The sequence below is a fragment of the Flavobacterium sp. H122 genome, assembly GCF_004959765.1.
In the GTDB taxonomy this organism is placed as follows: domain Bacteria; phylum Bacteroidota; class Bacteroidia; order Flavobacteriales; family Flavobacteriaceae; genus Flavobacterium.
Genome location: NZ_SJZD01000001.1, coordinates 300,091 through 312,266, shown reverse-complemented (window position 1 = coordinate 312,266; position 12,176 = coordinate 300,091). Strand labels below are relative to the sequence as shown.

Sequence of the window (12,176 nt, the reverse complement as noted above, 5' to 3'; positions counted from 1 at the left end):
TTTGCGATCCTTGCGGTTAAATAATATGACACTAAAACAAAAAACACACAGCCAATACATCCAAATTCTTCAGGACAAAATAGATGTCTTTCAGGATATGATTTCAGGTTTAACAGAAGATTCTCTTAATGATGCCAAAGGATCTGCCGGTGATAAACATGAGACGGCATTGTCTATGATGCATATTGAGCAGGAAAAACTTACCAATAAGCTTAAAGAAGCTATGGAATATAAGTCAATTCTTGAGAAAATTGATACTTCATCTATCCATAAAAAAGCAGTGCTGGGAAGTCTGGTTAAAACTAATAATTTGATTGTTTTTATTTCAGCAGCATTGCCTAAAATAACTATTGAAGATCAAAATGTCTTCGGTATTTCTCCACAATCACCATTAGGATTACTTTTACTTGGTAATGAAACAGGACATACTTTTCAATTAAACAATGTTCAATATAAAATCCTTTCAATCGAATAATATGAAAAGAATACTACTTATAGGTTTGTTTTTTGGCACTCAAACCTTTTTGGCACAAAAGCAAAAAGCCGATTTACTGATTACAAATGCTACTATTTACACAGTAAATAAAGATTTTACCAAAGCCGAAGCCATGGCGGTTAAAAACGGAAAAATTATTGCTGTAGGAACCACTTCGGATATTCAGAAAAAATATCAGGCTCCTAAAAACATCAATGCAATGGATAAGTTTGTTTATCCCGGATTTTACGATGCGCATGCACATTTTTACAGCTACGGTTTAAATCTTCAAAAAGTAGATTTGAGAGGAACTAAAAGTTATCAGGAAGTTTTAGACAGGGTGGTAAAGTTCCAAAAAGAGAAGAATCCGGAGTTTATTACAGGTCGTGGCTGGGATCAGAATGACTGGGCAGTTAAAGAATTTCCAACAAAAGCAGAACTTGACAAGTTGTTTCCTGATACACCGGTAGTTTTAACAAGAATTGATGGTCATGCACTTTTAGCAAATAGTAAAGCATTGGAATTGGCAAAAATCACTCCCACTACTAAAGCGGAAGGTGGTGAGATTCAGGTGAAAAATGGGGAAACAACAGGTATTCTTGTGGATAATCCTATGGATTTGGTTTATAATATCATCCCAAAACCTAAAAAAGAAACTCAAATTAAGGCTTTAAAAGATGCTGAAAAAGTAATGTTTGATTATGGTTTGACCACTATAAACGAAGCCGGACTTGAAAAAGATATGATTGATTTAATCGATACGCTGCAGCAAAAAAACGAACTGAAAATCAACATATATGCAATGGTAGCGGCTACTCAGGATAACATCGATTTATACACACAGTTAGGACCTTATCAAACGGATAAGTTAAATGTACGTTCGTTTAAATTTATGGGTGATGGAGCTTTAGGTTCACGTGGTGCCTGTTTGCATAAACCGTATAGTGACCGACCTAACCATCACGGAGCGTTGCTTTCTTCGGTTGCTGATATTAAAAGAATAGCGAAACAAATAGCCGATTCTGAGTATCAAATGAACTCACACGCCATAGGTGATTCGACTAATACGGTATTATTAAATATCTATAAAGATGTTTTAAAAGACAAATCTGATCGTCGTTGGAAAATAGAACATGCACAAATCATGCAGGAAAAAGATTTTGATTCGTTCAGTTTGAATATTATCCCTTCGGTACAGCCAACACATGCGACTTCAGATATGTACTGGGCTGAAGAAAGAGTAGGGAAAGAGCGTATCAAACATTCGTATGCGTATAAAAAAATGCTGGATAAAGCTGGAGTTATTGCGTTAGGAACCGATTTCCCTATTGAAGAGGTAAATCCTATGCTGACTTTTTATGCTGCGGTAGCCCGTAAAGATTTGAAAAACTTCCCGGAAGGTGGTTTCCAACCCGAAAATGCTTTATCAAGGGAAGAAACTTTGAAAGGAATGACCATTTGGGCAGCGTATTCTAATTTTGAAGAAAACGAAAAAGGTAGTCTTGAAGTGGGTAAATGGGCTGATTTTACAATTTTTGACAACGATTTAATCAATGAAGATATAGATGCGATTCCTTATGTAAAACCAGTGAATACTTTTGTAAAAGGAATTCAAGTGAAATAATAAACTTTTTACTTTATTTAAAATGAACCAGTCATTTAATTGACTGGTTTTTTTATGTTCAAAAATTACAATCTCTAACTTTTTTAGCAAAAACAAAAACCTTTTTGTTTCGATTTTATATTTTTAATTCTTTTTAAGTTTTAAATTATAATTAAAAATTATTTTAAGGTTTAAAAATTAAACTTAATACTTCAATTTTGTTTCAGAAATAAATTTAAAAATAATAATACTTCTGAATTTTAGAATCTGAATTCAGAAATTAAAAATCTGAAATAATTATGTGTGGAATTGTATGTGCCTTCGATTTAAAGCAAAAAGCAGAGACTTTACGCCCTCAAGTATTAGAGATGGCAAAAATTATCCGTCACCGTGGACCGGATTGGAGTGGGATTTTCTCAAACGATAAAGCTATTTTAGCTCACGAGCGTTTGGCAATTGTTGATCCGGCTTCTGGAAAACAACCTTTGTTTAGTCCAAATAGTAATTTGGTTTTGGCTGCTAATGGCGAAATATACAACCACCGTGAATTAAGAAAACAATTTGATGGTGGGTTACTGAGTTTACCGAAGTACGATTTTCAAACACAAAGTGACTGTGAAGTGATTCTGGCATTGTATCAGGAAAAAGGACCAGCATTTGTGGATGAAATGAACGGGATTTTTGGTTTTGCTTTATATGATGTGGAAAAAGATGAATATTTCATTGCCCGTGACCACATGGGGATTATTCCGTTGTATATAGGCTGGGATAAAAACGGAACATTTTACGTAGCTTCTGAATTAAAAGCTTTAGAGGGATACTGTTCGAAAATTGAATTATTCCCGCCGGGACATTATTTGTACAGTAAAACTAGCGAATTAGTGCAATGGTATAAACGAGAATGGACCGAATACGATGCCGTTAAAGAAAATGAAACAAGCATCAAAGCTATCCGTGAGGCTTTGGAAGCAGCAGTACATCGTCAGTTAATGAGTGATGTTCCTTATGGTGTATTGCTTTCAGGTGGATTGGATTCTTCGATTACATCGGCCATTGCTAAAAAATATGCCAGCCGTCGTGTAGAAACAGATGATAAATCGGAAGCATGGTATCCGCAGTTGCATTCATTTGCTGTTGGTTTAGAAGGTTCGCCCGATTTGGCAGCAGCCCAAAAAGTAGCAGATCATTTGGGAACCATTCACCACGAAATTAAATTCACCATTCAGGAAGGTTTAGACGCTATCCGTGATGTAATTTACAATCTGGAAACGTATGATGTGACCACCGTTCGTGCCAGCACACCTATGTACTTAATGGCGCGTGTTATTAAGTCGATGGGAATAAAAATGGTACTTTCAGGAGAAGGCTCAGATGAGTTGTTTGGCGGTTATCTGTATTTCCACAAAGCACCAAATGCAAAAGAATTCCATGAGGAAACGGTTCGTAAATTAAGCAAGCTACACATGTACGATTGTTTGCGTGCCAACAAAAGCTTGGCTGCTTGGGGAATTGAAGGACGTGTGCCATTCTTGGATAAAGAGTTTATGGATGTAGCGATGCGAATTAATCCACAAGATAAAATGATCAATGGAGAACGCATGGAAAAATGGGTGCTTCGTAAAGCTTTTGAGGATATGCTTCCGGAAAGTGTGGCCTGGCGTCAAAAAGAACAATTCAGTGACGGGGTAGGTTACAGTTGGATTGACACGCTGAAAGAAATGGTGGGCAAAGAGGTTTCTGATGAGCAATTGGCAAATGCCAAATTCAGATTCCCTATCCAAACACCAATGAGTAAAGAGGAGTATTATTACCGCACTATTTTCAGCGAACATTATCCAAGTGATACAGCGGCTTTATGTGTGCCGCAGGAGCCAAGTGTGGCCTGCAGTACAAAAATTGCTTTGGAATGGGATGAAGCATTTAAAAAGCTGAATGACCCATCAGGCAGAGCAGTGGCAAGTGTACACGAAGAAGCCTACGAAAAAGAAACGGTTGCATAATTAAATAGTTTTGGTTAACTTTATAAGACTTCCGGATAAATTCACACTACGCTGAATAGGAAGTCGAAACCTCAATAGTATTTTACTGTTGAGGTTTTTTTTGATAAAAATTATTTTTTTAAACAATAAAAGGTTGGGATTTTAAGTCATTTTAAGAGCCTTAAATCAATTTTTGGTTTTTTGTTGTTTTTTTGAATAAGTAAAAAGGACTGAAATTTGTTTTAAGGCCTTTTTTATTCGTTTTAAGACATTATCTTATTGTTAACATTTGTTAATAACTTGGAGCTGTTTTGAGGTTTTTAATCGTAAAAAAAAGCAGTATTTCATTATATTTGCGTGTTTGACAAATAATACAATTTCGAAAAAGATATTATGAGCGAAGAAGTTAAAAAGAATAATTATTCTGCAGACAGTATTCAGGCGCTGGAAGGAATGGAGCACGTACGTATGCGTCCATCCATGTATATTGGTGATACCGGGGTAAGAGGTCTGCATCACTTGGTATATGAAGTAGTAGATAACTCGATTGATGAGGCGTTAGCAGGTCATTGTGATACTATTACTGTTATTATCAACGAAGACAACTCGATTACAGTTGAAGATAACGGCCGTGGTATTCCTGTGGATATCCATAAAAAAGAAGGCGTTTCTGCACTTGAGGTTGTAATGACTAAAATTGGTGCCGGAGGTAAATTCGACAAAGATTCCTATAAAGTATCCGGAGGTCTTCACGGGGTTGGGGTATCGTGTGTTAATGCACTTTCTGACCACTTAAAAGCTACTGTTTACCGTGATGGTAAAGTTTATGAGCAGGAATACGAAAGAGGTAAGGCGCAGTATCCGGTAAAACAAATTGGGACTACCGAAAAAAGAGGTACTACGGTTTGGTTTAAACCGGATGGAACAATCTTTACACAAACTTTAGAGTATTCATACGATACACTTGCGGCCCGTATGCGTGAGCTGGCTTTCCTGAATAAAGGAATTACAATTACGCTTACTGATAAGAGAGAGCAGGATAAAGACGGAAATGATGTTGGAGAAACTTTCCATTCTAAAGAAGGTTTGAAAGAGTTTGTTAAATTCCTTGATGGTAACCGTGTGCCAATTATTGGTCACGTAATTTCAATGGAAAATGACAAAGGTGAAATTCCGGTTGAAGTTGCTTTAATTTACAATGACAGTTATTCAGAAAATATATTCTCTTATGTAAATAATATCAATACACACGAAGGAGGAACGCATTTACAAGGTTTCCGTATGGGGTTAACCCGTACGTTGAAAAAATATGCTGATGCTTCAGGTTTATTGGACAAATTGAAATTTGAAATTTCAGGGGATGACTTCCGTGAAGGTTTAACGGCTATTATTTCGGTAAAAGTGGCTGAACCGCAATTCGAAGGTCAGACAAAAACGAAATTAGGTAACAGAGAAGTAGTTTCGCCGGTTTCTCAAGCGGTGGCTGAGATGTTGGAAAACTATTTGGAGGAAAATCCTAATGATGCCAAAATCATCGTTCAAAAAGTAATCCTTGCGGCACAGGCACGTCATGCAGCTAAAAAAGCGCGTGAAATGGTGCAGCGTAAAACCGTAATGGGTGGCGGCGGATTACCAGGTAAATTATCTGACTGTTCTGAACAGAATCCTGAAAAATGTGAGATTTTCCTTGTCGAGGGAGACTCGGCGGGTGGAACGGCTAAACAAGGACGTGACCGTGCATTTCAGGCTATTTTGCCATTGAGAGGTAAGATTTTGAATGTGGAAAAAGCAATGCACCACAAAGTGTTTGAAAACGAGGAGATTCGTAATATTTTCACTGCTTTGGGTGTAACGATTGGTACGGCTGAAGACAGTAAAGCTTTAAATTTAGAAAAATTACGTTACCATAAAGTAGTAATCATGTGTGATGCCGACATTGACGGTAGCCATATTTCTACGCTTATTTTAACGTTCTTCTTCCGTTTTATGAAAGAATTAATTGAAGAAGGTCACGTTTACATTGCAACACCGCCTTTATATTTGGTTAAAAAAGGAAATAAAAAGGAGTATGCATGGGACGAAAAGATGCGTGATGCTATAAATGAAAAAATGGGTGGCGGCGCAAATATCCAGCGTTATAAAGGTCTTGGAGAGATGAACGCTGAACAGTTATGGGAAACTACTTTAAATCCTGAGCATAGAACATTACGTCAGGTAACTATTGATAGCTTGGCAGAAGCTGACAGAGTATTCTCAATGTTGATGGGTGATGAAGTACCGCCTCGTAGAGAGTTTATCGAGAAAAACGCAATTTATGCAAATATTGACGCTTAAGAGCTGTTGATAATATATTTTAAGGCCGGTTTTATGAAGATAAAACCGGCCTTTTTTTATGGGTTAAAATTTTATTATAAAATCTTTATTGCAAATCGTAGTATCTAATTTTTTTGTATATTCGGAAAAATCAAATTACACAATTTAAATTAATATGAAAGTAACAATAGTAGGTGCAGGAAACGTTGGCGCAACATGTGCTGATGTGATGGCATACAGAGGAATTGCAAGTGAAATAGTTTTATTGGATATCCGTGAAGGTTTTGCTGAAGGAAAAGCTTTGGATATTACACAATGTGCTACAAATACAGGTTTTAATACAAAATTGAGCGGAGTAACCAATGACTATTCAAAAACAGCTGATAGTAATGTGGTTGTAATTACTTCCGGAATCCCTAGAAAGCCTGGGATGACACGTGAGGAATTAATTGGAATCAATGCAGGTATCGTAAAATCAGTAGCTGAAAATTTATTGGCGCATTCACCTAATGCAATTTTTGTGATTGTTTCCAATCCTATGGATACAATGACCTATTTAGCGTATAAATCATTAGGATTACCTAAAAACAGAATTATTGGTATGGGTGGTGCGTTAGACAGTTCACGATTCAGAACCTATCTGTCTTTGGCTTTGGATAAACCTGCTAATGATATTTCAGCAATGGTTATCGGAGGTCATGGTGACACTACTATGATTCCGTTAACACGCTTGGCATCTTACAACGGTATTCCGGTTTCACAATTTTTGTCTCAGGAACAATTGGATAAAGTAGCTGCTGATACTATGGTTGGAGGTGCAACTTTAACAGGGTTATTAGGAACATCGGCATGGTATGCGCCGGGTGCATCTGTGGCTTATTTAGTGGATTCTATTCTAAATGACCAAAAGAAAATGATTGCTTGTTCGGTATTTTTAGAAGGAGAATACGGACAATCTGACATTTGTGTAGGTGTGCCATGTATCATTGGGAAAAATGGTGTTGAGGAAATTATAGATATCAAATTAAATGATGCTGAAAAAGCACTTTTTGCTAAATCATCAGATGCGGTGAGAAGCATGAATGACGCGCTTTCTTCGGTATTGTCATAAACAATTTGAAAGTTCATAAAGGACTGCATTTTTGCAGTCTTTTTTTTTAATATAATTTTTACAAATAAATTGGTTTATCGTATTCAGAATTATATATTTGCACGTTTTATAAAATGCACATAGTATTTTTGCGTGTATTTTGTAACGCTAACCAAAAACTAACATAGAACGAATTAATTAATTTTTACAAAGAATGCAGAATAGAGGACTAATTAAGTTTTTTGCAATCATTTTTGCGTTAGTAAGTATTTACCAACTTACTTTCACTTTTGTTGCTGGTAAAGTAAAGAGTGATGCAAAAGCATTTGCAAATGGTAATCAGGAAAAAGAAATCAAGTACCTTGATTCAATTGGTAAACAAAAAGTGTTTAGCTTAGGTTTCACTGATTTTACTTACAATGAAGTAGCTGACAAACAAATTAACAAGGGTCTTGACTTAGAGGGAGGTATCAATGTTACGCTTCAGATTTCAGTTAGAGATGTTTTAAAAGGTTTGGCTAACAACACTACTAATGCTGTTTTTAACAAAGCATTAGCTGATGCAAAGAAAAACCAACAAGGTAACCAATCGTTTTTAGATGCTTTTTTCGATGCTTTTGAAGCTGCATCTGCTGGTACAGGAACAAAATTAGCTTCTCCGGATGTTTTTGGTAACAGAAATTTAGCTGAAGAGATTAACTTTAACATGTCTGAGACAAAAGTTAAATCAATCATTGCTAAAAAAGTTGACGAATCTGTAGAGAGTGCTTTCGGTGTATTACGTGAGCGTATCGATAAATTTGGTGTAACACAGCCTAATATCGTAAAATTAGGTAGTACAGGACGTATCCTGGTGGAATTGCCGGGAGCTAAAGATGTTGACCGTGCTAAAAAATTATTATCATCAACAGCTCAGTTGGAATTTTGGGAAACTTATAAAGTAGAAGAGGTTGCAAGTTATTTAATGACTGTAAATGAAGCTTTAAAGAAAACTGAAAAGGCTCCTGTGGCTAAAGCTGAAAAAGCAACTTCAAAAATTGACTCATTATTAGTTGATAAATCAAAAGATTCAGCAGGTGCTGCAAAAGGAAATAATCCTTTATTCGATAAATTAATGCCTTTTCAAGAAGGAGGCTCAATCCTTGGTGCGGTTGCTGTAAAGGATACTGCAGCGGTTAATGCTTATTTTAAAAGACCTGACATCAAATCTTTATTGCCAGCTAATTTGAGTGATATCAAATTTTTATATGGTAAGCCTAAAAATGATGAGGCTGAAGCTGTAGAGATTTATGCTATTAAAGGTAACAGAACCAACACTCCTCCTATGAGCGGAAGTGTATTGGTTGATGCGGCTGATACATTTGACCAAATGGGTAAACCTGCTGTTAACATGCAAATGAACGGTAAAGGTGCTAAAATCTGGGAAGAATTGACAGGAAGAGTATTCTCTCAAAAAAATGCAATTGCAATTGTTTTGGATAATGTAGTGTATTCGGCTCCTGGTGTTACTTCAGGTCCAATTGCTGGCGGTCGTTCAGAGATTTCTGGTGCTTTCACTATTGAAGAGACTAAAGACTTAGCGAACGTTTTACGTGCGGGTAAATTACCGGCTGCAGCTGAAATTGTTCAGTCTGAAGTTGTAGGTCCGTCATTAGGTCAAAAAGCTATCGATAATGGTACTACATCTGCTGTAGTTGGTTTGTTGCTGGTAATGATTTGGATGTGGGTTTACTACGGTAAATCAGGTTCATATGCTAATATTGCATTGGTTGTTAACTTGTTGTTCTTATTTGGTATTTTAGCAAGTTTAGGTGCTGTATTGACATTGCCTGGTATCGCGGGTATCGTATTGACAATGGGTACTGCTGTGGATGCCAATATTATTATCTATGAAAGAGCAAAAGAAGAGTTGCGTGCTGGATTAAACTTAGGAGAAGCGGTTAAAAAATCGTTCTCTTGGACAGGTGCTATGCGTTCAATTATTGATGCTAACGTTACACACGTTTTAACAGGTGCGATTTTATATATATTCGGTACAGGACCTATTAAAGGATTTGCTACGACATTATTGATTGGTATAGTTACATCATTATTCACATCAATATTTATTACAAGAATTTTCCTTGATAGAGCAGTAGCTAAAGGAGATAACTTAAGCTTTACAACAAACCTTTCTAAAAACTGGTTTACTAACTTCCATTTTGATTTCTTAAAAGTTAAGAAATTCTCTTATGGTTTCTCTTTAGCGGTAACTGTAATCAGTATCATTTCTATTTTCTTTGTTAACGGATTGGATCAAGGTGTGGATTTCGTAGGAGGTAGAACTTTCCAGGTGAAATTTGAAAAACCGGTTGATGCAGCAGTAGTTTCAGAAGAATTAGGAAAATTATTCAAAGTTCCGGCTGAAGCTAAAGTATTTGGTGGTTCTGATCAGTTAAGAATTACTACTAAATATAAAATCGAAGAAGAAGGTGTTGCAGTTGATGAGGAAGTAAATAAATTGTTATACGAAGGACTGTCTAAGCATTTCCCTGGTATGGATTACAAAAAATTCATCACTTTATATGATGGTAAAAAACTAGGTTTATTATCAGGATCTAAAGTTGGTGCTGCAATTTCTAACGATATCAAAGCAAACTCTTTCTGGGCTGTAATTGGTGCAATGTTGGTAGTAGGTTTATACTTGGTAGTTTCATTCCGTAAATTAGGATATTCATTAGGAGCTATAGCAGCAGTAGCACACGACGTAATCTTCGTTTTGGGTATTTACTCTTTATGTTACAAATTCATGCCTTTCCACATGGAAATGGATCAGCACTTTATTGCTGCTATCTTGACTGTAATTGGTTATTCAATGAATGACACGGTTATTGTATTTGATAGAATTCGTGAATTCTTAGATGGTAAATTAAAAGGAAACTTTAACCATATCGTTAACGAATCTATCAACACTACTTTGTCAAGAACAATCAATACTTCATTGACAATGATTTTAGTATTGGCTATCATGTTTGTATTTGGTGGTGAGTCAATCAGAGGATTTGTATTTGCTATGTTGATTGGTATTTTTGTAGGTACTTATTCATCATTATTTATCGCAACTCCGGTATTGGTAGATACTTTATCAAAAAAAGATAAAGAAGAAATTGAAAAGAGACACGCTGAATTAAATTCATAATATTTCAGAAGTTTTTATAAATTAGAGTCCTCCCGTTAATTGATGGGAGGATTTTTTTGTTTTATTAAAAGTCTTTTTTATTTATGGAAAACCAATTGATTACCTGGGGAGAATTTGAAAAAGTAGAAATGCGCGTGGGAACTATTATTGAAGTAAATGATTTTCCCGAAGCCAGAAAACCAGCTTATCAGCTGACAGTTGATTTTGGTGCAGAAATTGGTATCAGAAAATCCTCGGCGCAGATAACCAAGCGTTACAACAAGGAAGATTTATTAGACAAGCAGATTATAGCTGTGGTTAATTTTCCTAAAAAGCAAATAGGGAAATTCATGAGTGAATGTCTGGTTTTGGGTTCGGTAGGAGAGGACAATGATATTGTCCTGTTAACATCAGATATAAACGTTGAAAATGGTTTGAGAATAGGGTAATTAATGTTGCCCTATTTATTTAACAGTTCTTCAAACAACCTGAAATATTCACATACGTGATAACCATCCATTAAGCCGTGATGTGCCTCAACGGATACCGGCATTAATTTTTCCCCATTATTCTCATAAACTTTTCCAAAGGAAATCTTTGGTATTGCGTCTGTATTATCATGATTATTCGGATGCAGTATAGCATTAAAACTTAGCCAGGGTATAGTCGTGTGTCTGATTAAATCAATTTTTCTGGCATCATCATTAAATCTGATACCGGTTGAATTTTTTACTTCGTTAATTTCGCTGAGAAGGTTTTTATTGAAAATTTCAAAGTCCTCATCGTATTCAATATAGCTGAACGCAAAAGTGTTGTCTTCACGTGCTAAAGTTGTTCCTGCATTTATAATGTCCAATTCATAGACAGCATTGTCAATTATCCTGTATTTGAATTCTTTTATTGAGTTAACTACTGTCATTGATTTGTGAAAATAATAAGCAAAAAAAGAAACATCATTTGCTTTTGCATAATTAAATGCTTTAGTGCAGTTAATAGTGGCTGTAAGGCCAAAAAAAGGAGATTTCAACTGTGAAAAAAACTCATAATGTTCCTTTCTGTTCCATTCGTCAATATTAATGGCTTTCATGAAAATTGTATAAATATGTGTCAATTATTATTAAAAAAGCCTAAAATCATTTGATTTTAGGCTTTTTGTATGTTTTTGCTATCTTATTAAATGTCATCAAAATCGATATCAGTGAAGCTGTTGCGTGGTTCTTCTGCATCTCTGTCGTTTTGATATTCTTTTTTGAAATCTTTCTGATGACGTTCTGATATCACTTCCTCACCTTTTTGCTGCAAAACAAAATCGGTCATTTCGTCTAATATTTCTCTGAAAGCGGAAAAATCTTCCTTGTATAGGTAAATTTTATGCTTTTTGAAATGGAATGAACCATCTTCTTCAGTGAATTTTTTACTTTCTGTAATAGTGATGTAATAATCATCCGCTTTTGTAGAACGTACATCAAAGAAATAGGTTCTTCTTCCTGCACGTAATACTTTAGAGAATATTTCCTCTTTTTCTAACATTTCGTTTTCGTTCATTCTCATTCTATCAA

Annotated in this window: 9 protein-coding genes; 7 read left to right on the top strand and 2 right to left on the bottom strand. The window is 35.6% G+C overall.

Features of this window, described 5'->3' with window-relative positions; all coding sequences use genetic code 11:
- Nucleotides 1-25 precede the first annotated feature (25 nt).
- From EZM65_RS01530 to EZM65_RS01500, 7 genes are all read left to right on the top strand, one after another.
- Complete coding sequence (locus EZM65_RS01530; protein WP_136666757.1) at nt 26-475, top strand: hypothetical protein; 450 nt, start codon at nt 26-28, stop codon at nt 473-475.
- Between the two features lies 1 nt (nt 476).
- Nucleotides 477-2,099 carry an amidohydrolase gene (locus EZM65_RS01525; protein WP_169051610.1) on the top strand — a complete coding sequence of 541 codons (1,623 nt, stop codon included), beginning with the start codon at nt 477-479 and terminating at the stop codon, nt 2,097-2,099.
- A 278-nt stretch (nt 2,100-2,377) separates the two neighbouring features.
- Nucleotides 2,378-4,078, top strand: a complete 1,701-nt coding sequence (asnB, locus tag EZM65_RS01520) for an asparagine synthase B (protein ID WP_136666755.1) — start codon at nt 2,378-2,380, stop codon at nt 4,076-4,078.
- A 372-nt stretch (nt 4,079-4,450) separates the two neighbouring features.
- Nucleotides 4,451-6,391, top strand: coding sequence for a DNA topoisomerase (ATP-hydrolyzing) subunit B (gyrB, locus tag EZM65_RS01515; RefSeq protein ID WP_136666754.1), 1,941 nt, complete (start codon nt 4,451-4,453; stop codon nt 6,389-6,391).
- Nucleotides 6,392-6,545: 154 nt separating this feature from the next.
- Nucleotides 6,546-7,481, top strand: a complete 936-nt coding sequence (mdh, locus tag EZM65_RS01510) for a malate dehydrogenase (protein WP_136666753.1) — start codon at nt 6,546-6,548, stop codon at nt 7,479-7,481.
- A gap of 193 nt (nt 7,482-7,674) precedes the next feature.
- Nucleotides 7,675-10,638 carry a protein translocase subunit SecDF gene (gene secDF / locus EZM65_RS01505; protein WP_136666752.1) on the top strand — a complete coding sequence of 988 codons (2,964 nt, stop codon included), beginning with the start codon at nt 7,675-7,677 and terminating at the stop codon, nt 10,636-10,638.
- Nucleotides 10,639-10,721: 83 nt separating this feature from the next.
- On the top strand, nt 10,722-11,066 hold the full coding sequence (locus EZM65_RS01500) for a tRNA-binding protein (protein WP_136666751.1): 345 nt from the start codon (nt 10,722-10,724) through the stop codon (nt 11,064-11,066).
- Nucleotides 11,067-11,077: 11 nt separating this feature from the next.
- On the opposite strand, the gene EZM65_RS01495 is transcribed toward EZM65_RS01500, so the two are convergent.
- Complete coding sequence (locus EZM65_RS01495; RefSeq protein WP_136666750.1) at nt 11,078-11,704, bottom strand: chloramphenicol acetyltransferase; 627 nt, start codon at nt 11,702-11,704, stop codon at nt 11,078-11,080.
- Nucleotides 11,705-11,790: 86 nt separating this feature from the next.
- Nucleotides 11,791-12,162: a PUR family DNA/RNA-binding protein gene (locus EZM65_RS01490; protein ID WP_169051625.1), complete on the bottom strand. Its 372-nt coding sequence runs from the start codon at nt 12,160-12,162 to the stop codon at nt 11,791-11,793.
- Nucleotides 12,163-12,176: the final 14 nt, after the last annotated feature.

Coding starts and splice junctions, on each gene's coding strand:
- mdh (WP_136666753.1), top strand. CDS start 6,546: ATGAAAGTAACAATAGTAGGTGCAGGAAACGTTGGCGCAACATGTGCT.
- EZM65_RS01525 (WP_169051610.1), top strand. CDS start 477: ATGAAAAGAATACTACTTATAGGTTTGTTTTTTGGCACTCAAACCTTT.
- secDF (WP_136666752.1), top strand. CDS start 7,675: ATGCAGAATAGAGGACTAATTAAGTTTTTTGCAATCATTTTTGCGTTA.
- EZM65_RS01495 (WP_136666750.1), bottom strand. CDS start 11,704: ATGAAAGCCATTAATATTGACGAATGGAACAGAAAGGAACATTATGAG.
- asnB (WP_136666755.1), top strand. CDS start 2,378: ATGTGTGGAATTGTATGTGCCTTCGATTTAAAGCAAAAAGCAGAGACT.
- EZM65_RS01490 (WP_169051625.1), bottom strand. CDS start 12,162: ATGAACGAAAACGAAATGTTAGAAAAAGAGGAAATATTCTCTAAAGTA.
- gyrB (WP_136666754.1), top strand. CDS start 4,451: ATGAGCGAAGAAGTTAAAAAGAATAATTATTCTGCAGACAGTATTCAG.
- EZM65_RS01500 (WP_136666751.1), top strand. CDS start 10,722: ATGGAAAACCAATTGATTACCTGGGGAGAATTTGAAAAAGTAGAAATG.
- EZM65_RS01530 (WP_136666757.1), top strand. CDS start 26: ATGACACTAAAACAAAAAACACACAGCCAATACATCCAAATTCTTCAG.